15 protein-coding genes and 5 tRNA genes are annotated in these 22,092 nt (G+C 68.8%); 16 read left to right on the top strand and 4 right to left on the bottom strand.

Annotated elements, in window-relative coordinates:
• The 12 genes from astD to mgtE form a co-directional block, all read left to right on the top strand.
• Positions 1–1,336, top strand: a 1,336-nt coding sequence (gene astD, locus E5198_RS07105; protein WP_136489300.1) for a succinylglutamate-semialdehyde dehydrogenase, incomplete at its 5' end; no start/stop codon positions are given.
• The gene (astB, locus tag E5198_RS07100; protein ID WP_136489299.1) at positions 1,333–2,676 is read left to right on the top strand and encodes an N-succinylarginine dihydrolase; all 1,344 of its coding nucleotides are present in this window, start codon (positions 1,333–1,335) and stop codon (positions 2,674–2,676) included. The genes astD and astB, both read left to right, overlap by 4 nt.
• A 13-nt stretch (positions 2,677–2,689) precedes the next feature.
• Complete coding sequence (locus E5198_RS07095; RefSeq protein WP_136489298.1) at positions 2,690–2,968, top strand: GTPase; 279 nt, start codon at positions 2,690–2,692, stop codon at positions 2,966–2,968.
• A gap of 47 nt (positions 2,969–3,015) precedes the next feature.
• Entirely contained in the window at positions 3,016–4,020 is a 1,005-nt protein-coding gene (astE, locus tag E5198_RS07090) for a succinylglutamate desuccinylase (RefSeq protein ID WP_136489297.1), read from the top strand.
• Positions 4,021–4,164: 144 nt separating this feature from the next.
• Complete coding sequence (gene alaS, locus E5198_RS07085) at positions 4,165–6,789, top strand: alanine--tRNA ligase (protein WP_136489296.1); 2,625 nt, start codon at positions 4,165–4,167, stop codon at positions 6,787–6,789.
• Positions 6,790–6,889: 100 nt separating this feature from the next.
• Entirely contained in the window at positions 6,890–8,125 is a 1,236-nt protein-coding gene (locus E5198_RS07080; RefSeq protein ID WP_136489295.1) for an aspartate kinase, read from the top strand.
• A 180-nt stretch (positions 8,126–8,305) separates the two neighbouring features.
• Positions 8,306–8,491 (top strand): carbon storage regulator CsrA, encoded by a 186-nt coding sequence (gene csrA, locus E5198_RS07075; protein ID WP_090312814.1) that lies wholly within the window; start codon positions 8,306–8,308, stop codon positions 8,489–8,491.
• A gap of 72 nt (positions 8,492–8,563) precedes the next feature.
• Positions 8,564–8,654, top strand: a tRNA-Ser gene (locus tag E5198_RS07070).
• A gap of 62 nt (positions 8,655–8,716) precedes the next feature.
• Positions 8,717–8,793: transfer RNA gene (locus E5198_RS07065), tRNA-Arg, on the top strand.
• A gap of 65 nt (positions 8,794–8,858) precedes the next feature.
• Positions 8,859–8,935: transfer RNA gene (locus E5198_RS07060), tRNA-Arg, on the top strand.
• Between the two features lie 65 nt (positions 8,936–9,000).
• Positions 9,001–9,077, top strand: a tRNA-Arg gene (locus E5198_RS07055).
• A 258-nt stretch (positions 9,078–9,335) separates the two neighbouring features.
• On the top strand, positions 9,336–10,778 hold the full coding sequence (mgtE, locus tag E5198_RS07050; RefSeq protein WP_136489294.1) for a magnesium transporter: 1,443 nt from the start codon (positions 9,336–9,338) through the stop codon (positions 10,776–10,778).
• A gap of 75 nt (positions 10,779–10,853) precedes the next feature.
• Here mgtE and E5198_RS07045 read toward each other — a convergent pair whose 3' ends face one another.
• A complete protein-coding gene (locus E5198_RS07045) occupies positions 10,854–11,162 on the bottom strand; it encodes an Arc family DNA-binding protein (protein WP_236574621.1) in 309 nt (102 codons plus the stop codon).
• Between the two features lie 286 nt (positions 11,163–11,448).
• Between E5198_RS07045 and E5198_RS07040 the strand changes: the two genes are divergently transcribed.
• Together E5198_RS07040 and E5198_RS07035 are read left to right on the top strand one after the other, a co-directional pair.
• Positions 11,449–11,525 (top strand) — tRNA-Arg (locus E5198_RS07040).
• Positions 11,526–11,743: 218 nt separating this feature from the next.
• A complete protein-coding gene (locus E5198_RS07035) occupies positions 11,744–15,274 on the top strand; it encodes an EAL domain-containing protein (RefSeq protein ID WP_136489293.1) in 3,531 nt (1,176 codons plus the stop codon).
• Between the two features lie 6 nt (positions 15,275–15,280).
• Here E5198_RS07035 and E5198_RS07030 read toward each other — a convergent pair whose 3' ends face one another.
• Positions 15,281–16,153 (bottom strand): DUF6685 family protein, encoded by an 873-nt coding sequence (locus E5198_RS07030; protein ID WP_136489292.1) that lies wholly within the window; start codon positions 16,151–16,153, stop codon positions 15,281–15,283.
• A gap of 229 nt (positions 16,154–16,382) precedes the next feature.
• Between E5198_RS07030 and E5198_RS07025 the strand changes: the two genes are divergently transcribed.
• Positions 16,383–17,405 carry a quinone-dependent dihydroorotate dehydrogenase gene (locus E5198_RS07025; protein WP_136489291.1) on the top strand — a complete coding sequence of 341 codons (1,023 nt, stop codon included), beginning with the start codon at positions 16,383–16,385 and terminating at the stop codon, positions 17,403–17,405.
• Between the two features lie 78 nt (positions 17,406–17,483).
• Here E5198_RS07025 and rmf read toward each other — a convergent pair whose 3' ends face one another.
• Positions 17,484–17,699, bottom strand: a complete 216-nt coding sequence (gene rmf, locus E5198_RS07020) for a ribosome modulation factor (RefSeq protein WP_136489301.1) — start codon at positions 17,697–17,699, stop codon at positions 17,484–17,486.
• Positions 17,700–18,081: 382 nt separating this feature from the next.
• Here rmf and rlmKL point away from each other — a divergent pair, with 382 nt between their 5' ends.
• Entirely contained in the window at positions 18,082–20,298 is a 2,217-nt protein-coding gene (gene rlmKL / locus E5198_RS07015) for a bifunctional 23S rRNA (guanine(2069)-N(7))-methyltransferase RlmK/23S rRNA (guanine(2445)-N(2))-methyltransferase RlmL (RefSeq protein WP_136489290.1), read from the top strand.
• 168 nt (positions 20,299–20,466) lie between these two features.
• Here rlmKL and dacB read toward each other — a convergent pair whose 3' ends face one another.
• Entirely contained in the window at positions 20,467–21,927 is a 1,461-nt protein-coding gene (gene dacB, locus E5198_RS07010; RefSeq protein WP_372239870.1) for a D-alanyl-D-alanine carboxypeptidase/D-alanyl-D-alanine-endopeptidase, read from the bottom strand.
• Between the last annotated feature and the right edge of the window lie 165 nt (positions 21,928–22,092).

Here is a 22,092-nt window from a genome sequence, read left to right as displayed (position 1 = left end):
CGCCCGCGCCGCGCGCCGCGCCTTCCCGGCCTGGGCCGCGCGGCCGCTGGCCGAGCGCATCGCCGTGCTGGAACGCTTCGCCGAGGTGCTCAAGGCGCGCAGCGACGAGCTGGCCCGGCTGATCGGCCGCGAGACCGGCAAGCCGCTGTGGGAGGCGAGCACCGAGGTCGCCAGCATGGTCGGCAAGGTGGCCATCTCGATCCGCGCCCAGGCCGAGCGCGCCGGCGAGCGCCGCGCGCCGCTGGGCGACGCCCACAGCGTGCTGCGCCATCGCCCGCATGGCGTGCTGGCGGTGTTCGGCCCCTACAACTTCCCCGGCCACCTGCCCAACGGCCACATAGTCCCGGCGCTGCTGGCCGGCAACTGCGTGCTGTTCAAGCCCAGCGAGCTGACCCCGGCGGTGGCCGAGCTGACCGTGCGCTGCTGGATCGAGGCCGGCCTGCCAGACGGGGTGCTCAACCTGCTGCCGGGTGGTCGCGCCACCGGCGCCGCACTGGCCGCCGAAACCGAGCTGGACGGCCTGCTGTTCACCGGTTCCAGTGCCACCGGGCGCCTGCTGCACCGCCAGTTCGCCGAGCAGCCGCAGAAGATCCTCGCCCTGGAGATGGGCGGCAACAACCCGCTGCTGGTCGAGGAGGTCGCCGATCTCGACGCCGCGGTGCTGTGCATCGTGCAGAGCGCCTTCCTCTCCGCCGGCCAGCGCTGCACCTGCGCGCGGCGCCTGCTGGTGCCGGCCGGGGCGTGGGGCGAACGCCTGCTGGTGCGGCTGGTCGAGGTCGTTTCCCGCCTGCGCGTCGGCCGCTTCGATGCCGATCCGCAACCCTTCATGGGCGCGCTGATCTCGCCCGAGGCCGCCGCCCGTCTGCTCGCGGCCCAGGATGACCTGCTCGCCCGCGGCGCCACGCCGCTGCTGGCGATGCGCCAGCTGGAGCCGGGCACGGCGCTGCTGAGCCCGGGCATCCTCGACGTCGGCGCAGTGGCCGAGCGTCCCGACGAGGAACACTTCGGCCCGTTGCTGCAGGTGCTCCGCTATGCCGACTTCGAAGCGGCGCTGGGCGAGGCCAACGCCACCCGTTTCGGCCTGGCTGCCGGGCTGATCTCCGACTCGCCCGAGCGCTACGAGCAGTTCCTGCTGCAGGCCCGCGCCGGCATCGTCAACTGGAACCGCCCGCTGACCGGCGCCGCCAGCAGCACGCCGTTCGGCGGCATCGGTGCCTCCGGCAACCACCGGCCGAGCGCCTGGTACGCCGCCGACTACTGCGCCTACCCGGTGGCCTCGCTGGAGAGCGCACAACTCGCCGTGCCGGCCAGCCTGCCGCCGGGACTGGCGCTGTGAGCGTCGTCGAGGTCAACTTCGACGGCCTGGTCGGCCCGACCCACAACTACGCCGGCCTGTCGCCCGGCAACCTGGCCTCGATGGGCAGCCGCGAGCAGCCGGCCGATCCGCGTGCGGCGGCGCTGCAGGGGCTGGCGAAGATGCGCCGCCTGCTGGAGCTGGGCTTCGTCCAGGGCGTGCTGCCGCCGCAGGAGCGCCCCGACCTGGCCACCCTGCGCGCGCTGGGCTTTGCCGGCAGCGACGCCCAGGTGCTGGCGCGCGCCGCCGGCGAGGCGCCGGCGCTGCTGACCGCGCTCGGCTCGGCGGCCAGCATGTGGACGGCCAACGCCGCCACCGTCAGCCCCGGCGCCGATACCGCCGACGGCCGCGTGCACTTCACCGCCGCCAACCTCCACGCCCAGCTGCATCGCTCGATCGAGCCTCCGGCCAGCGCCCGCGTGCTGCAGAAGATCTTCGGCGATCCGCGGCACTTCGCCCATCACCCGGCGCTGCCGGCCCAGGCGACCTTCGGCGACGAGGGCGCGGCCAACCACGCACGGCTGTGCCGCGCCCATGGCGAGCCCGGCGTCGAGCTGTTCGTCTACGGGCGCAGCGCCTTCGATCCGCAGGCGCCGCAGCCGCAGCGCTTCCCGGCGCGGCAGACCCGCGAGGCCAGCGCGGCGCTGGCGCGCCTGCACGGTCTGGCCGCCGACGGCGTGGTGTTCGCCCAGCAGAACCCGGCGGCGATCGACGCCGGGGTGTTCCACAACGACGTGATCGCGGTGGCCAACGGCGAGCTGCTGCTGCATCACGAGGACGCCTTCCTCGACGGCGCGCGGGTTCTGGACGAGCTGGCCGGCAAGCTGGCGCGCCGCGGCGGCCACCTGCAGGCGCTGTGCGTGCCGCGCGCGCTCGTGTCGCTGGAGCAGGCGGTGCGCAGCTACCTGTTCAACAGCCAGCTGCTGACCCGCGCCGACGGCTCCATGCTGCTGGTGCCCGAGGAGTGCCGCGAGCAGGCGCAAGTCTGGGCCTGGCTGCAGGCGCTGCTGGCCGCCGACAACCCGATCCGCGCCCTCGAGGTGGTCGACCTCAGGCAGAGCATGCGCAACGGCGGCGGTCCGGCCTGCCTGCGCCTGCGCGTGGTGCTCACCCCGGGCCAGCTGGCGGCGACCCATGCCGGCGTGCTGCTGACCCCGACGCTGTGCGATAGCCTCGAGCGCTGGGTCGCCCGCCACTACCGCGACCGCCTGGTGAGCCGTGATCTGGCCGACCCGCAACTGCTCGACGAGTCGCGCGCGGCACTGGACGAACTGACGCAAATCCTTAAGCTGGGAGCCCTCTATTCCTTCCAGCGTGTCTGAGCGAGAAACTTCCATGAGCGAAAGCCTGCCCCTGATCCTCGAAGATGCCTACGGCGAACGTCGGGAAACCCACAGCGCGCGCGTGGCGGTGCGCCTCGAAGGCCGCGAGCTGTGGCTGGAGGCCGACGGCAAGGGCGGGGTGATCGTCTACGCCGAGTCGGTCGAGGGCGAGACCGACATCCCGCTGCTGGTGGTGCGCCCGCAGGCGGTCAACCAGCTGTCGCTGAGCGTCGAGCTGGAAGCCGCCGAGGCCCACGAGCATGGCCCCGACTGCGGCTGCGACCACCACTGAGTCGCCGGCTATGCTGGGAGTACCGCCAGCCGTAAGGAGCGCCTGCCATGCTTGCCCTCGGCAAACTGCTTGAGCTGACCCTGGCCGGACGCGAGCCCTCGGAAAAGATCCAGGTCTGCGCCTCCGGCGCCCGCCTGCAGTGGAAGGCCGAGGGCGTGCTGCTGGTCGAGCCGCCGGCCGGCGGCGACAGCGGTGTCGATCTGCTGCTGTCGGCGGGCATCCACGGCGACGAGACCGCGCCGGTCGAGCTGCTCGAGCGCCTGCTTCACGACATCGCCTCCTGCCGCCTGCAGCCGGCCGTGCGCCTGCTGCTGGTGCTCGGCAATCCCGCCGGGCTGCGCCGCGGCGAGCGCTTCGTCGGCTACGACCTCAACCGTCTGTTCGGCGGCGGCGATCCCTCGGTCAGCGGTCCCGAAGCCCTGCGCGCGGTGGAACTGGAGCTGCAGGCCGAGCTGTTCTTCGCCAGTTCCGGGCGCCGGCGCCTGCACTACGACCTGCACACCGCGATCCGCGGCTCGCAGATCGAGCAGTTCGCCCTGCGCCCGGCCAGCGCGCAGCCGCCGACCCGCGAGCAGCTGGCCTGCCTGCAGGCCGCGGGGCTGCAGGCGCTGTTGCTGCAGAGCGGCACCTCGACCACCTTCAGCGCCTTCTCCAGCCAGCGCTTCGGCGCCGAGGCCTTCACCCTCGAGCTGGGCCAGGCGCGGCCGTTCGGGCAGAACCAGGGCATCGACCTCGGCCGCCTGGAGACGCTGCTGCGCGCGCTGATCGAGGGCCGCGAGCTGCCCCCCGGCGACCCTGCGGCCCTGCAGCTGTTCAGCATCGCCCGCGAGATCATCAAGCACAGCCACGACTTCCGTCTGTACCTGGACGATGCGGTGGAGAACTTCACCGCACTGGAGGCGGGCAGCCTGCTGGCGGAGGATGCCGGCGGCCGGCGCTGGCAGGTGGTGGAGCGCGGTGCGCGCATCGTGTTTCCCAACCCCAGGGTGAAGAACGGCCTGCGCGCCGGCCTGATCGTGGTGCCGGTCAGCCTGGCCGACGTCTGTCCCTGAACTTCCCCGCGTTCATTCCTATCGGGCCGATAGCCTGCGCCGATGCAAGTTGGCGCGGGTTGTTTATATAATGCCCGTCTTTGCCGGTTATCCGTGCGGCAGTCAGGCAATGGCCGCAGCGATCCAGTTTCCCGAGAAAAATCCATGAAAAGCGCAGAAATCCGTGAAGCCTTCCTCCGCTTCTTCGAAGAGAAGGGGCATACCCGCGTCGCATCCAGTTCGCTGATTCCGGCCAACGACCCGACCCTGCTGTTCACCAACGCCGGCATGAACCAGTTCAAGGACTGCTTCCTCGGCCTGGAGAAGCGCGCCTACACCCGCGCCACCACCAGCCAGAAGTGCGTGCGTGCCGGCGGCAAGCACAACGACCTGGAGAACGTCGGCTACACCGCGCGTCACCACACCTTCTTCGAGATGCTGGGCAACTTCAGCTTCGGCGACTACTTCAAGCGCGACGCCATCGCCTATGCCTGGGAATTCCTCACCTCGCCCAAGTGGCTGAACCTGCCGGCCGAGAAGCTGTGGGTCACCGTCTACGCCAGCGACGACGAGGCCTACGACATCTGGACCCAGGAAGTCGGCGTGCCGGCCGAGCGCATGGTGCGCATCGGCGACAACAAGGGCGCGCCCTACGCGTCCGACAACTTCTGGGCGATGGGCGACACCGGGCCGTGCGGTCCGTGCACCGAGATCTTCTTCGACCACGGCGAGCACATCTGGGGCGGCCCGCCCGGCTCGCCCGAGGAAGACGGCGACCGCTACATCGAGATCTGGAACAACGTGTTCATGCAGTTCAACCGCACCGCGGACGGCGTGCTGCACCCGCTGCCGGCGCCGAGCGTGGACACCGGCATGGGCCTCGAGCGCATCAGCGCCGTGCTGCAGCACGTCAACTCGAACTACGAGATCGACCTGTTCCAGAGCCTGCTCAACGCCTCCGCCGCGGCCATCGGCTGCGCCAACGAGGGGCAGGCCTCGCTGAAGGTGGTCGCCGACCACATCCGCTCTTGCGGCTTCCTGGTCGCCGACGGCGTCACCCCGTCCAACGAGGGTCGCGGCTACGTGCTGCGCCGCATCGTCCGCCGCGCCTGCCGCCACGGCAACAAGCTGGGCGCCAAGGGCGCCTTCTTCCACAGGATCGTCGCCGCCCTGGTGGCCGAGATGGGCGAGGCCTATCCGGAACTCAAGGCGCAGCAGGCGCACATCGAGCGCGTGCTGAAGACCGAGGAAGAGCAGTTCGCCAAGACCTTGGAGCAGGGCCTGAAGATCCTCGAGCAGGACCTGGCCGGCCTCGAGGGCAAGGTGATCCCCGGCGACGTGGTGTTCAAGCTGTACGACACCTACGGCTTCCCGGTCGATCTGACCGGCGACATCGCCCGCGAGCGCGAGCTGTCGATCGACGAGGAAGGCTTCGAGCGCGAGATGCAGGCCCAGCGCGAGCGCGCCCGCTCGGCCAGCGCCTTCGACATGGACTACAACAGCCTGATCAAGGTGGAAGGCGAGACCCGCTTCACCGGCTACGCGGGCACCAGCGGCAGCGGCAAGGTCGTCGCCCTGTTCAAGGAAGGCATGAGCGTCGACAGCCTGAGCGCCGGCGAGGAGGGCGTGGTGGTGCTCGACCAGACGCCGTTCTACGCCGAGTCCGGCGGCCAGGCCGGCGACTGCGGCTACCTGAGCCAGGACGGCGTGCGCTTCGACGTGCGCGACACCCGCAAGGCCGGTGGCGCCTTCCTGCACCACGGCATCCTCGACGCCGGCAGCCTGAAGCTCGGTGACAGCGTCGAGGCCATCGTCGACGCCAGTGTGCGCGGCGCCACCGCGCTCAACCACTCGGCCACCCACCTGCTGCACGCCGCGCTGCGCCAGATCCTCGGCGAGCACGTGCAGCAGAAGGGCTCGCTGGTCGACAGCCAGCGCCTGCGCTTCGACTTCAGCCACTTCGAGGCGATCAAGCCCGAGCAGCTCAAGGCCCTCGAGGACCTGGTCAACGCCGAGATCCGCAGGAACTCCGAGGTCGAGACCGAGGAAACCGATATCGACACCGCCAAGGCCAAGGGCGCCATGGCGCTGTTCGGCGAGAAGTACGGCGACAGCGTGCGCGTGCTGAGCATGGGCGGCGGCTTCTCCGTCGAGCTGTGCGGCGGCACCCATGTCCAGCGCACCGGCGACATCGGCCTGTTCAAGATCGTCAGCGAGGGCGGCGTGGCCGCCGGCGTGCGCCGCATCGAGGCGGTGACCGGCGAGCAGGCGCTCGCCTACCTCAACGGCGCCGAGGAGCAGCTCAAGGAAGCCGCCGCGCTGGTCAAGGGCTCGCGCGACAACCTGCTGGACAAGCTGGCCGGTCTGCTCGAGCGCAACCGCCAGCTGGAGAAGGAGCTGGAGCAGCTCAAGGCCAAGGCCGCCAGCGCCGCCGGCGACGATCTGGCCGGTTCCGCGGTCGACGTCCATGGGGTCAAGGTGCTGGCCGCGCGTCTCGACGGTCTGGACGGCAAGGCCCTGCTGGCGCTGGTCGATCAGTTGAAGAACAAGCTGGGCCGCGCGGTGATCCTGCTCGGCGGCGAGTTCGACGGCAAGGTGGTGCTGGTCGCCGGCGTGACCCAGGACCTCACCGCCAGGCTCAAGGCCGGCGAGCTGATGAAGCAGGCCGCCGCGCTGGTCGGCGGCAAGGGCGGCGGCCGCCCGGACATGGCCCAGGGCGGCGGCGTGGACGCCGGCAAGCTGGGCGAGGCGCTGGCGCTGGTCGAGCCGTTCGTCGCCGCCGCGTTCTGACCGGATGCGAGAGCCCGCCCCGCGCCCGGCGGGCTCTTGGCAGGCCCCGGCCTGGCGGTTTTAATGGGCGACTTTTTCTTCGCGGTTGGGCAGCATCGAAATGGCATTGATCGTACAGAAATTCGGCGGCACCTCGGTCGGCAGCGTCGAGCGCATCGAGCAGGTGGCCGAGAAGGTGAAGAAGTTCCGCGAGGCGGGACATGACCTCGTGGTGGTGGTCTCGGCCATGAGCGGCGAGACCAACCGTCTGATCGAACTGGCCAAGCAGGTCATGCCGCAGCCCGATCCGCGCGAGCTGGACGCCATCATCTCCACCGGCGAGCAGGTCACCATCGGCCTGCTCAGCATGGCGCTGATCAAGCGCGGCGTGCCGGCGGTGTCCTTCACCGGCAACCAGGTGCGCATCCTCACCGACAGCGCCCACACCAAGGCGCGCATCCTCGAGATCGACGACGCCCGCATCCGTGGCGAGCTGAACGCCGGTCGCGTGGTGGTGGTCGCCGGTTTCCAGGGCGTCGACGCGCAGGGCAACATCACCACCCTCGGCCGTGGCGGCTCCGACACCACCGGCGTGGCCCTGGCCGCGGCGCTCAAGGCCGCCGAGTGCCAGATCTATACCGACGTGGACGGCGTCTACACCACCGACCCGCGCGTGGTCGCCAAGGCCCAGCGGCTGGAGAAGATCACCTTCGAGGAGATGCTGGAAATGGCCAGCCTCGGCTCCAAGGTGCTGCAGATCCGCTCGGTGGAGTTCGCCGGCAAGTACAACGTCCCGCTGCGCGTGCTGCACAGCTTCCAGGAGGGTCCGGGCACCCTCATCACCATCGACGAAGAGGAATCCATGGAACAGCCGATCATCTCCGGCATCGCCTTCAACCGCGACGAAGCCAAGCTGACCATTCGCGGCGTACCGGACATTCCCGGCGTGGCGTTCAAGATCCTCGGCCCGATCAGCGCCGCCAACATCGAGGTGGACATGATCGTGCAGAACGTGGCGCACGATAACACCACCGACTTCACCTTCACCGTGCACCGCAACGACTACGACAAGGCGCTGGCGATCCTCGGCCAGACCGCCCAGGCGCTCGGCGCCCGCGAGGTGTCCGGCGACACCGACATCGCCAAGGTGTCGCTGGTCGGCGTCGGCATGCGCTCCCACGCCGGCGTGGCCAGCCGCATGTTCGAGGCGCTGGCCAAGGAGAACATCAACATCCAGATGATCTCCACCTCGGAAATCAAGATCAGCGTTGTGGTCGAGGAGAAGTACCTCGAGCTGGCCGTGCGCGCGCTGCACACCGCTTTCGATCTGGACGCGCCGACCCGTCAGGGCGAGTGACGCCTCCCGAGCAAAAGGCGCGGCTTTCCGCGCCTTTTGTCGTTTTTGGCCGGGATGGAGGATTTCATTCCGCCGGCTCTGGTCAATACTTGGGCGATAGCTGGGGGGAGTTTTTCCCTCCGGTGTTTAGCCATTTTTCTTGCAGACAGCTGTCCTGATACAGGCAAAAGGAGAAAAGGAATGCTTATTCTGACTCGCCGCGTGGGAGAGACCCTGATGGTCGGTGACGATGTCACCGTGACCGTGCTGGGCGTGAAGGGCAATCAGGTGCGCATTGGCGTCAATGCACCCAAGGAAGTCGCAGTACATCGCGAGGAAATCTACCAGCGCATCCAGAAGGAGAAGGACGAAGAACCAAGCCATTGATTTTTTTTCGATTTTTATCGAATCAAGGCTTTGCAAACGGGGTTTGCTTGGGTATAGTACGCCCCGTGTTGCGGAGAGGTGGCCGAGTGGCCGAAGGCGCTCCCCTGCTAAGGGAGTACACCTCAAAAGGGTGTCGGGGGTTCGAATCCCCCCCTCTCCGCCATTTTTCTCCAGAGAGTCGCATGGCTCGACGGAGTGACAGCCTGGCAAGACAGGCAGCCCTGCGCACTCGTAGCTCAGCTGGATAGAGTACCCGGCTACGAACCGGGCGGTCGGAGGTTCGAATCCTCCCGAGTGCGCCATCTTCAGGGTTACCGGCATTGCCGGTGATTCCGAACCAGCGGTGATCTGGCTAAACATCACATGTGCACTCATAGCTCAGCTGGATAGAGTACCCGGCTACGAACCGGGCGGTCGGAGGTTCGAATCCTCCTGAGTGCGCCATCTTCAGGGTCGCCGGCATTGCCGGCGATTCCGGACCAGCGGTGATCTGGCTAAACATCACATGTGCACTCATAGCTCAGCTGGATAGAGTACCCGGCTACGAACCGGGCGGTCGGAGGTTCGAATCCTCCTGAGTGCGCCATACCGAAAGGGCCTGCAGCGATGCAGGCCCTTTTTTCATTTCCCGCGTTTCGTTCCCGCAGCCGCTCTGCCACGGGCCGATTCGACGCGCCCAAGGGCGCCGCGGATGTTATCATTGACACGTCTGCCCCCCAGCGGGTCGTGTGGAAATCCAGCCATGGACTTACCCAGTTATCCCGAACCTCGATTGTTCGTCTGCATCTTGAAAGATTGATTGCCTCCGGGGCGCGTCCTGCCACTGGGGGACAGGGAGTGCGCAATGACCGAAGCAGAAGCCAAGAAGCCCCAGGAAAGCCTGCAGGATCGTCTGGCCCAGGTGGTCGAGCTGCTGCACCGGCACAGGCTGGTGGAGGGGCTGACCCAGCGTCAGGAAGGTGAGCACCAGGAACTGGTCGAGAGCCTGGTGCACCGCCAGAACCTGGCCGAGCTGCAGCGCCGGCTCGACGATCTCCATCCCGCCGACATCGCCCACATCCTCGAAGCCCTGCCGCTCGACGACCGCCTGACGGTCTGGCAGCTGGTCAAGGCCGAGCGCGACGGCGACATCCTCCTCGAAGTCTCCGACGCGGTGCGCGAGACGCTGATCGCCGACATGGACGATCACGAGATCCTCGCCGCGACCCGCGACCTCGACGCCGACGAGCTGGCCGACCTGGCTCCCGAGCTGCCGCGCGACGTGGTCCACGAGCTGATGGAGACGCTCGATGCGCAGCAGCGCGAGCGGGTGCGTTCGGCATTGTCCTACGAGGAGGACCAGGTCGGTGCGCTGATGGACTTCGAGATGGTCACCATCCGCGACGACGTGACCCTCGAGGTGGTGCTGCGCTACCTGCGCCGGCTCAAGGAGCTGCCGGGGCACACCGACAAGCTGTTCGTGGTCGACTACGACGGCATCCTGCAGGGCGTGCTGCCGATCAAGCGCCTGCTGGTCAACGACCCCGACAAGAAAGTCGCCGAGGTGATGGCCACCGACCCGGTGAGTTTCCATCCCGAGGAGGACGCCCACGACGCCGCCCAGGCCTTCGAGCGCTACGACCTGATTTCCGCGCCGGTGGTGGACAAGAGCGACAAGCTGATCGGCCGTCTGACCATCGACGAGATGGTCGACCTGATCCGCGAGGAAAGCGAGAGCGAAGTGCTCAACATGGCCGGCCTGCGCGAGGAGGAGGACATCTTCGCCTCGGTGTGGAAATCGGTGCGCAACCGCTGGGCCTGGCTGGCGATCAACCTGGTCACCGCCTTTCTCGCCTCGCGGGTGATCGGCCTGTTCGAGGGTTCCATCGAGAAGCTGGTGGCGCTGGCGGCATTGATGCCGATCGTCGCCGGCATCGGCGGCAACTCCGGCAACCAGACCATCACCATGATCGTCCGCGCCATGGCGCTGGATCAGGTGGGGACGGGCAACACCATGCGTCTGCTGCGCAAGGAGCTGGGCGTCGGCCTGATCAACGGCCTGGTCTGGGGGGGGGTGATCGGCGGGGTGGCCTGGTACCTGTACGGCAGCTGGTCGCTGGGTGCGGTGATGACCGGGGCGATGACCCTCAACCTGCTGCTCGCCGCGCTGATGGGGGTGCTGATCCCCATGACCCTGGCGCGTCTGGGGCGCGATCCGGCGATGGGCGCCAGCGTGATGATCACTGCCATGACCGACAGCGGCGGCTTCTTCATCTTCCTCGGCCTGGCCACCCTGTTCCTCATGTAGCGGGTGGGGCACGCCGCTCGTGCCGTCACAAGGGCCGCCCGGCAGATGTCCGGCGGCCCTTGTGCGTCTGGAGGGTCAGCTGTTCGCCGCGCTGTTGAGCAGGGCTATCAGCGCGCTCTGCTGCGGCTGCGGCAGCTGGCGGAAGCGCTGCAGCAGCTGGTGCTCGTGCGGGGGCAGTTCGCCGGAGGCAGCGGCGCTGCTGCCGGCGCTGGGCAGGCTGCCCTCGGCGAGCAGGGTCTTCTCCAGGCGCGCGATGATCTCGGAGTTCATGCTGCGGTGGTAGTGGCGGGCCACTTCGGCGATGCGGGCACGCATGCCCTCCGGCAGGCGGACGACAAACTTGTCGGCGCTCCGACTGGAGCGGGAGGGGAGGCTCTGTTTCATGGGCTGTCTAACCGCGTTATCAGGTGATCGCAGATGGGAATGTGCAGGTAGCAGTGATATGACCATGCCCGGTTGCTTCCGTTCATCAGTTGCCCGCGCCGGCACCGTTTCCATCCATAGTCGCGCCCCGCGCATGCGGCGGGGAGGGATGGGCAGTGTGACCGCTGGAGCCGGGGCTGGCCAGTCGGTGGTGGCGGAATTGCGATTGGTTGGGCATTGCCGGGCGGCGGATTTGGCTTCCGGGCATGACAAGTCGCCGCGCCTCGTTTAACATCGCCGGCCATTAGCGCCTGTAGCTCAGCTGGATAGAGCAACCGCCTCCTAAGCGGTAGGTCGGGGGTTCGAATCCCCCCTCGCGCACCAGAATCTTGATACATATCAACGGGTTACGTTTTTGCGAGTAACCCTTTTGCTTTTCTGCCGCGGGTGCATGCAAAGTGTGCCGTTGGGAGCGGTCGGGCAACAAGCGAGAAACCCTGCACCCATCCCTGCGGCAGCTGTACTGCGGGCGCGCCTCGTCCTGCCCACCGGGGGAGGTTCCGCCGCTTTCGTGACAGAGTCCCGCCCTGGAGAGATCGCGCATGAGTCGCCTGTTCACCCTGCGTGCCTTGTTGCTGAGCGCCTTTCTCTGCTTCGGACTGCTGGTCTCCGCCTATCAGGTACTCTCGGTCTATCGCCACTCGCTGCAGGAGACGATGGGCGAGCTGGAAACCACCACCGACTTCATCGGTCACTTCATCGCCAGCGGCCTGGTGCAGAACGGATCCGCCAGCGCCGAGCGCCTCGGACACCTGTTCAGCGAACATCTCAGCCATCCGGCCCTGGTCTACGCGGCCGTGCTCGATGGCAGCGGTCGCCTGCGCGCCCTGAGCCTGCCCCAGGGGGCGTCGCGCATGCCGCTGAACATGCCGGCCGTCGAACACCTGCTGGCGGATCCCGAGCGCTGGGAGCGTCAGCACCTGCACTGGCTGGAGGGCGACGAGCTGCTGCTGGGCGGCTATCCGCTGGGCGAGGAGGCGAGCGTACCCGGCGGGGGCATGGTGGTGCTGGTCATGCGTACCGATACGCTGCGCGACAAGGCCTGGGCGCGCACCGGCCAGCAGCTGCTCATGCTGCTGGTGCCGCTGCTGCTGCTGGCCCTGCTGCTGGCCTGGCTGCTCAAGCGCCTGCTCACCGATCGCATCGAGGAGCTGCTGGACGACGTGCGCCGGCTCAGCACCGGGCGCATCGACAGCCTGCCGGTGCTCGGCGGCGACGAGGTCGGCCAGTTGGCCGCCGAGTTCGGTGCCCTGATGCAGCGGGTGATCAGCGCCCGCGACTACAACGAATACCTGCTCAACTGCATTCCCAGCCCGGTGTGGCAGGTCGATCGCCAGCAGCGCTGCGTCTACGTCAACGCCGCCTGGATGCAGCTGACCGGGATGGGCGACGAGGACAGCCAGGGCGAGGGCTGGTGGCAGGCGCTGCATCCCGACGATCGCCGTCTGCTCGAGCCGCTGCTGACCGAGGGCGGCACCGGCTGCGGGGTGGACTTCGCCGTGCGCCTGCGCCTGCGCGCGCGGACCGGGCGCTACCACTGGGTGCAGCTGCATGGCGAGCCGCTGGTGGGGCGCGATGGCCAGTTCAACGGCTACCTGGGCAGCGCCTTCGACATTCAGTCCGAGCTGGATGCCGGCAGCGAGCTGCAGGCCAACGAGGCGCGTTTCCGCGGACTGGTCGAGCAGTCGCTGGTCGGTGTCTACGTGCTGCGCGACGGCCACTTCGAGTACGCCAACCCGCGTCTGGCCGAATGGTTCGGCTACCAGCCGCAGGAGCTGGTGGCGCGTTCGCTGCTGGACCTGGTCTGCGAGGCCGACCGGCCGCGGGTGCGCGACATGCTCGACCGGCGCGAACGCGGCGAGCTGGTTTCGGCCCACTACGAGTTTCGCGCGCTGACCCGCGACGGTCGCGAGTTCATGGCCGAGGCCTTCGGCACCCGCATCGAGCTGGACGGCCTGCCGGCGATCATCGGCACCCTGCTCGACGTCACCCAGCGCTACAAGGACCGCGAGACGGTGCAGGCGGTGGTGGATGCGGTGGTCGCCAGCCCGATGGTGATGCTGCGGCGCAAGGCGCAGACCGGCTGGCCGGTGCAGTTCGTGTCCAGCAACGTCGAGCGCTGGGGCTATTCGGCGTCCAGCCTGCTCGACGGCCAGCGCTGGTTCACCACCCTGATCCATGCGGACGACCTGCCGCTGGTGCTGGCCGAGGTGCAGCGCAGCATCGACGAGGCGCGCCCGGAATTCGTCCTCGAATATCGCATCCGCACCGGCGTCGGCGGCTACATCTGGATCGAGGACTATACCCGCGTGCACCGCGATGCGGCGGGCGAGCCGCTGTGCCTGGAGAGCCTGCTGCTGGACATCTCGGCGCGCAAGGCGGCGGACGAGAAGCTGCGCCATGCCGCCGCGGTGTTCACCAACGCCCGCGAGGGGGTGGTGATCACCGATACCACGCCGAAGATCATCGCGGTCAACCGTGCCTTCTGCGACATCACCGGCTACGAGGAGCACGAGGTGCTCGGCCGCAACCCGAGCATGGTCAGCTCCGGCCGGCAGAGCAAGGAGTTCTACCAGAGCATGTGGACCGCCCTGCTCGATGAGGGCCACTGGCAGGGCGAGGTGTGGAACCGCCGCAAGTCCGGCGAGGTGTTCCCGCAGTGGCACAGCATCAGCGCGGTGCGCGACGACAAGGGCAAGCTGACCAACTATGTGGCGGTGTTCAGCGACATCTCCCAGCTCAAGGAGTCCGAGGCGCAGCTCGAGCGCCTGGCCCACTACGACCCGCTCACCGAGCTGCCCAACCGCATCCTCGTGCAGTCGCACCTCAACGGCGCCATCGAGCGGGCACGCCGCCTGCACTGCAAGGTGGCGGTGCTGTTCCTCGATCTCGACGGCTTCAAGCGGGTCAACGACAGCCTCGGCCACGGCGTCGGCGACGAGCTGCTGGTACTGATTGCCGGGCGCCTGCGCCAGCGCATCCGCGCCGAGGACATGTTCGCCCGTCTGGGCGGCGACGAGTTCCTGCTGGTCCTCGAGGGCATCCATCACCCCGAGGAGGCGGCGCTGGTCGCCCAGGACCTGATCGACCTTCTGCAGCAGCCGTTCCGCGTCGGCAGCGGTCACGAGCTGTTCGTCGGCGCCAGCATCGGCATCAGCCTGTACCCCGACGACGGCCTGGAAATGTCCGAGCTGATCCGCTGCGCCGACGTGGCCATGTACCAGGCCAAGGAAAACGGCCGCAACAACTACCAGTTCCACACCGAGGAGCTGACCCGCGCCGCGGAGAATCGCCAGGCCCTGGAAAGCCGCCTGCACCGGGCGATCACCGCCCAGGAGTTCCAGCTCTACTATCAGCCGCAGGTGGACATCGCCAGCGGCCGCATCCTCGGCTTCGAGGCGCTGGTGCGCTGGTGCCCGATCCAGGGCGAGCCGGTGTCGCCGGCGGTGTTCATCCCGCTGCTCGAGGAGACCGGGCTGATCCTCGCCCTCGGCGAGTGGGTGATGCACGAGGCCTGTCGCCAGGCCGTGCGCTGGGGCGAGGCGGGCCTGCCGGCGGTGCCGGTCAGCGTCAACCTGTCGCCGCGCCAGTTCCAGCATCTGGACGTGGTCGAGCTGGTGCGCCGCGCGCTGGAGGACAGCGGCCTGCCCGGCGCGCTGCTCGAGCTGGAGATCACCGAAGGCGCGCTGATGGCGCAGAACCTGGAGACCCAGGTGCGTCTGGCCGAGCTCAAGGCCCTGGGCGTGCACCTGGCGGTGGACGACTTCGGCACCGGCTACTCGTCGCTGGCCTACCTCAGCCGTTTCCCCATCGACAAGCTGAAGATCGACAAGAGCTTCATCGACGGCCTGGGTCAGGACGCACGCGCCGACAAGATAGTCGCCACCGTGATCGCCATGGGCCAGGGCCTGGACCTGCAGGTGGTCGCCGAGGGCGTGGAGACCGCCAGCCAGCTGGAGCTGCTGCGTGCGCTCGGCTGCGATGCGGTGCAGGGCTACCTGTGCGGCCGCCCGCTGCCCGCCGCCCAGGCGGGAGCGCGGCTGGCTCGCGAGCGCGATGGGGTGCCGGCCTGACGCCGTTCAGATCGCCAGCAGCGTGCGCAGCCAGGCGCTGACGTCGGCGGCGCCGGCCAGGCGCAGGCCCTCGCCGAGGGCGTCGGCGTCGGCCTGGCTGCGCGGCAGGAGGAGGAACTCCGGGCCGCCGCTGTCGCGCAGCAGGTTGAGGCGGGCGTAGGGCATGCCGGTGAGCAGCAGGCGCATGAAGCGCGCGTCGCTCCAGGCCGCGGCCGGCATGGCCAGTACATGGTAGCCGGCATCCAACTGGTCGAGGCCGCTGCGGCTCAGGCGATATTCGCTGAGCAGCGCCGGCAGCTGGATGGTCAGGCCGCGGCGGCGGGCGTAGGCCACCGCACAGGCGAAGGCCGGCGCGGCCTGTTCGCCGCTCCAGAAGTAGCGCTCGCCGCGCCAGCTGGCCTGGCGCAGGTAGAGGGTCTCGCCGCTGGCATGGTGCGGCAGGGCCTGGGCCAGGGTGCGGCTGAAATCCTTGTAGCTGATCAGGCGGATGCTGCGGCAGGCGGACGAGGCGGCGTAGTCCTCGAAGCGGTTGAAGCGCCAGCCCGACTCCGGGGCGCCGCCGAGACCGTCGATCCAGCGCAGGTCGAACTCGCCGATCTGCCGTTCCTCGACCCGGATCAGCGCGCGCAGCGCGCCATGGGCGGCCGCCTTGTCTTCCTGCACCGGACCGGACAGGGCGCCGCGCGGCAGGTCGGCCAGGCGCTGCAGCGGCGGACCGTCCTGCCACCAGATGCTGTCCGGCACCTCCGGCAGGGGAGCGAAGGGCAGGCGCAGACGCGCCGCCTGCTCGCGCAGCTGCTGGCTGCCGCGCCCGCCCAGCCCCAGACGCTGGAGCAGGGCCGCGAGACGCTCGGTCAGTGTGATGGGTGGCATGGTCATGCCCGGATGCTTCCTGCACACAGATGGATTATAGGCGGGGGAGTATGCCGCACGGACCTTGCCCCAAGGCCTAACAGAAGCCAAGACTACCCGACTTCGGCCGTCAAAAGAATGCTGGCGTTCTGTTGCCAGGCCGCTCTGGAGCGGCGGATTGCCGGCGGCGGCTTCGCCGCCCGGCGGTCACTGGGCTATAATCTGCGCTCTTCTGGCCTCCTGATGACCCCTGCCCATGTACGCTCTGGCTCGCGAGCTGCTGTTCAAGCTGTCCCCGGAAACCTCCCACGAACTGGCCATCGACCTGATCGGCGCCGGCGGCCGCCTCGGCCTCAACCGCCTGGTGTGCCAGACGCCGCGCCTGCCGGTGACGGTGATGGGCCTGGAGTTCCCCAATCCGGTCGGTCTGGCCGCCGGCCTGGACAAGAACGGCGACGCCATCGACGGTTTCGCCCAGCTCGGTTTCGGCTTCATCGAGATCGGCACCGTGACCCCGCGCCCGCAGCCGGGCAACCCCAAGCCGCGGCTGTTCCGCCTGCCGCAGGCCGAGGCGATCATCAACCGCATGGGCTTCAACAACCTCGGCGTCGACCACCTGCTGGCGCGGGTGCAGGCGGCCAAGTACCGCGGCATCCTCGGCATCAACATCGGCAAGAACTTCGACACCCCGGTCGAGCGCGCGGTGGACGACTACCTGATCTGCCTGGACAAGGTCTATGCCCATGCCAGCTACGTGACGGTCAACGTCAGCTCGCCGAATACCCCCGGGCTGCGCAGCCTGCAGTTCGGCGACTCGCTCAGGCAACTGCTCGAGGCCCTGCGCGTGCGTCAGGAGGAGCTGGCGGTGCGTCATGGCCGGCGCGTGCCGCTGGCGATCAAGATCGCCCCGGACATGAGCGACGAGGAAACCGTGCTGGTCGCCCGTGCGCTGCTGGAGACCGGCATGGATGCGGTGATCGCCACCAACACCACCCTGAGCCGCGAGGGCGTGGAGGGGCTGGCGCATGCAGACGAGGCCGGCGGCCTGTCCGGGGCGCCGGTGCGCGACCGGAGCACCCACACGGTGCGCGTCTTGGCCGGCGAACTGGGCGGACGCCTGCCGATCATCGCCGTCGGCGGGATCACCGAGGGTGTGCACGCGGCGGAAAAGATCGCCGCCGGCGCCAGCCTGGTGCAGATCTATTCGGGCTTCATCTACAAGGGGCCGGCGCTGATCCGCGCGGCGGTGGATGCCATCGCCGCAGCCGGCAGGGCCTGAGGCCGGAAACAGGCAGGGCTCCCGCGGGAGCCCTGTGGTGGATGGATGGAAGAGCCGGTCGGAAGGTGAAGAGTGGGCTCAGCCTACGGCGTTCAGCTGGTTGAGACGATGGACGCCGGCAGTGCCGGTCATGCCCTCCCAGTTGTCGACCCGGCCCTCGCGCCAGCCGTTGAGCCAGGCCTGGCGTGCGGAAGGTTGGGTGAAGGGGCACATGTCGCGGGATTTGCCGCTGACGCCATACTGATAACCGCGCAAAAAGGCTCGTTCCAACGGATCACGCTTAAGTCTTCTCATCGGGTATTGCCCTCGGTCGTTGACTGTACTGTTCCCGTTGGCCTCTCGGGAGGCCTGGCAGAGGTTCTGCCACCTGCTGCTCGCTGCCGGCGTGGCGAGCGTGTCCCGCAGCGCTTGCGGCCGCGGATCTGTCTTGAGTTCTAAAGCAATGTCCGGGACTCTGTGAATGATCGTTTTGTCATAAAAAAATAATCCTAATGCTTTCATTGCGTTGGAGAGGGGACATATCCCCGTGGCAGACGGGCTGGCTCGCCTGGGCAGCCCTGTTGCGCCGATACTGAATACCCGACGGTGAGGCCGCCTGCGGCGCCCGCCTTCCGACGAGGGGTCATCCGCGACCCTGCGTCACACCCCATGACGGGCTCTGCCCCTGGAATACCGCATGTCCGATCTGTACCCGCTCGTTCTCACCAGTCCCAAGGGGCTGGAAACCCTGCTCCTCGAGGAGGCCGCCGCGCTCGGCCTGCAAGACGGCCGCGCCCAGGTGGCCGCCGTGCAGGGGCAGGGCAGCCTGGAAACCGCCTACCGCCTGTGCCTGTGGTCGCGTCTGGCCAACCGCGTGCTGCTGGTGCTCGGCCGCTTTGCGGTGGACAGCGCCGAGACGCTCTACCAGGCGGTGCGCGGCATCGACTGGAGCGAGCACCTGCTGCCCACCGGCAGCCTGGCGGTGGAGTTTTCCGGCCGCGGCGCCGGCATCGACAACACCCACTTCGGCGCCCTCAAGGTCAAGGACGGCATCGTCGACGCCCTGCGCGCGCAGTCCGGCCAGCGGCCGTCGGTGGACAAGTACGAGCCCGACCTGCGCATCCACGCGCGCCTGGAGCGCGGCGAGCTGGTGCTGTCGCTGGATCTGTCCGGCTTCAGCCTGCACCAGCGCGGCTACCGCCTGCAGCAGGGCGCCGCGCCGCTCAAGGAAAACCTCGCCGCGGCGATCCTGATCCGCGCCGGCTGGCCGCGCATCGCCGCCGAAGGCGGCGCACTGGCCGACCCGATGTGCGGCGTCGGCACCTTCCTGGTCGAGGCGGGGATGATGGCCGCCGACATCGCGCCGAACCTCAGGCGCGAGAAGTGGGGCTTCTCCAACTGGCTGGGCCACGTGCCGGCGATCTGGAAGAAGCTGCACGAGGAGGCCGAGGCGCGCGCTGCCGCCGGCCTCGCCCGCCCGCCGCTGTGGATCCGCGGCTACGAGGCCGACCCGCGGCTGATCCAGCCGGGGCGTAACAACATCGAGCGTGCCGGCCTGTCCGAGTGGGTGAAGATCTACCAGGGCGAACTGGCCACCTTCGAGCCGCGCCCGGACCAGAACCAGACCGGCCTGGTGGTGTGCAACCCCCCCTACGGCGAGCGCCTCGGCGACGAGGCCAGCCTGCTGTACCTCTACCAGAACCTCGGCGAGCGCCTGCGCCAGTCCTGCCTGAACTGGGAGGCGGCGGTGTTCACCGGCGCCCCGGAGCTGGGCAAGCGCATGGGCATCCGCAGCCACAAGCAGTACGCCTTCTGGAACGGCGCGCTGCCGTGCAAGCTGCTGCTGTTCAAGGTGCTGCCGGAGCAGTTCGTCACCGGCCGCAACGAGTCGGCCCAGCCGGCGCCGAGCCAGGCGCGGATGATCGGCGGCCAGCTGGTCGAGCGCCCGCCGGCGGTGCGCACCGAGCCGGCGCGGCTGTCCGAAGGCGGGCAGATGTTCGCCAACCGCCTGCAGAAGAACCTCAAGACCCTCGGCAAGTGGGCGCGCAAGGCCGATGTCGAGTGCTACCGCCTGTACGACGCCGACATGCCGGAGTACGCCCTGGCCGTCGACCTGTACCGCGACTGGGTGCACGTGCAGGAGTACGCGCCGCCGCGCTCGATCGATCCGGACAAGGCGCAGGCGCGCCTGCTCGACGCCCTGGCGGCGATTCCCCAGGCGCTGGACATGGATCCGGCGCGGGTGGTGATCAAGCGCCGCGAGCGCCAGGCCGGCAAGAAGCAGTACGAGCGCCAGGACCAGCAGGGCCGCTTCATGGAAGTCGGCGAGGGCGGCGTCAAGCTGCTGGTCAACCTCACCGACTACCTCGACACCGGGCTGTTCCTCGACCACCGCCCGCTGCGCCTGCGCATCCAGAAGGAGGCCGCCGGCAAGCGCTTCCTCAACCTGTTCTGCTACACCGCGACCGCCACCGTGCATGCGGCCAAGGGCGGCGCACGCAGCACCACCAGCGTCGACCTGTCGAAGACCTACCTCGACTGGGCGCGGCGCAACCTGGCGCTCAACGGCTTCTCCGACAAGCACCGCCTGGAGCAGGGCGACGTGATGGAGTGGCTGGAGGCCGATCGCGGCGAATACGAGCTGATCTTCATCGATCCGCCGACCTTCTCCAACTCCAAGCGCATGGAAGGCGTGTTCGACGTGCAGCGCGACCACGTGCACCTGCTCGACCTGGCCATGGCGCGCCTGGCCAGGGGCGGGGTGCTGTACTTCTCCAACAACTTCCGCAAGTTCCAGCTCGATCCGGCCCTGGAGCAGCGCTACGCGGTGGAGGAGATCAGCGCGCAGACCCTCGATCCGGACTTCGCCCGCAACCCGAAGATCCACCGCGCCTGGCGCCTGACTGCCCGGTAGGGAGCGTAACCAGGTAGGGTAGAGGACTCGCGCAGCGATCCTCTAGCAGTGCCCGAGCAGGGGCCTGGGCGGTGGAAAAGACCTGCGGTCGTTTTCCACCCTGCCGGACTACCGCCCATGAAAAACCGCCTGTCCGGTGTCCCGGGCAGGCGGTTTTTCGTTGGCGGCTCAGCGGGCCAGGCCGGCGCTCAGGCTGCCCGGCTGGCGGTACAGTTCCTGCAGCACCTGGTCGAGGATCGCCGAGGCACCCCACGGCCGCGGGTGGTTGAGGATCACCACCGCCGCCCAGGTGTGGCCCTGGGCGTCGCGGCTGTAGCCGGCCAGGGCGCGCACGTTGTTCAGGGTGCCGGTCTTCAGGTGCGCGTTGCCGGCCAGCGGGGTGTTGCGCATGCGCTTGCGCAGGGTGCCGTCCATCGCCGCCAGCGGCATCGAGGAGATGAACTCGGCGGCATACGGGCTCTTCCACGCCGCATGCAGCATGGCGGCCATCTCGCGGGCGCTGATGCGCTCGCGGCGTGACAGCCCGGAGCCGTTCTCCAGCACCAGGTTCGGTGCGCGGATGCCCTTGCGGGTCAGCCACTGGTCGATGGCCCGGTAGGCGGCGGCGGCATCGTTGGCGTCGCCCGGCAGGCGGTGGCGCGCGCCGATCGACAGGAACAGCTGCCGGGCCATGGTGTTGTTGCTGTACTTGTTGATGTCGCGAATGATCTCCACCACGTCCGGCGACCAGGCCTGGGCCAGCAGGCGGGCGTTGCCCGGGGTGGCGCCGAGGCGGTCCTGGCCGCTGATGCTGCCGCCCAGCTCGCTCCACAGCGCGCGCACGGTGCCGCCGGTGAAGGCCGGGTGGTCGAGCAGCGACAGGTAGCGCTGGCCGCTGCAGCCTTCCGGGATCTGCCCGGCGGCGATCACCTCGAGGCTGCCGTCGGCCTGCGGCTGGAAGTTGTAGGTCACCTGCGGCCAGCCCGGGCAGGTGGCCGGGGCGGTCACCTTCACCCGGTTGTCGATGCGGATGTAGGGGATCGGCGGTTCGGCCTGCACCGCGGCGCCGCGCGCCTCGCCGCGCACGATCAGGCGCAGGGTCTTGAGGTTGACCATCAGCGCGTCGGGCTCGACCAGATAGGGCTTGGTGCGGTCGCCGCCGTCGTCGTCGAACGGCGTCTGGCCGTCGGTGCGGAAGTGGTTGCGCTCCAGCACCAGGTCGCCCTGCACCTGCTGCACGCCGGCGTGGCGCAGGTCGCGCAGCAGCAGCCACAGGCGCTCCATGGTCAGCTTGGGATCGCCGCCGCCCTTGAGGTAGAGGTTGCCCTGCAGCACGCCGTTGCGCAGCGGGCCGTCGGTGTAGAAGGCGGTCTTCCACTGGTGGGTCGGGCCGAGCAGCTCCAGCGCGGCGTAGGTGGTCACCAGCTTCATGGTCGAGGCCGGGTTCACCGGGCGGTCGGCGTTGAGGTAGCTGGGGGTGCCGGGGCCGTCGAGGGGGATCAGCGCCACCGACAGGGCGTCGCTGCTCAGCTTGCTGGCCCTGAGCGCCTGCTCCACGCGCGGCGGCAGGCTGGACGCGCTGGCAGGCAGCGGCAGGGTGACGGGCAGCAGCAGGCCGGCCAGGCCGAGCAGGCGCAGCGGGCGGCCGATCTTGGATGCCTTGGCGAGCAAGGACTTGGTTACGCGCAACAGCATGGGGCGTCTCAACGTTCGCGGACGAAAGAATCGGGCAATTATGCCTCAAGCCCGCTATTTCGGGGCTTTTCATGCCGAACGGAGCCCGCTGTCATGGGCCTGACCTGCGGAAGCTGGTAG

Origin of the sequence: Pseudomonas sp. A-1, assembly GCF_004801855.1 — a bacterium.
In the GTDB taxonomy this organism is placed as follows: Bacteria; Pseudomonadota; Gammaproteobacteria; order Pseudomonadales; family Pseudomonadaceae; genus Geopseudomonas.
Note: the sequence above shows the minus strand (reverse complement) of the source record. Positions and strands in the feature narration are given on the sequence as shown.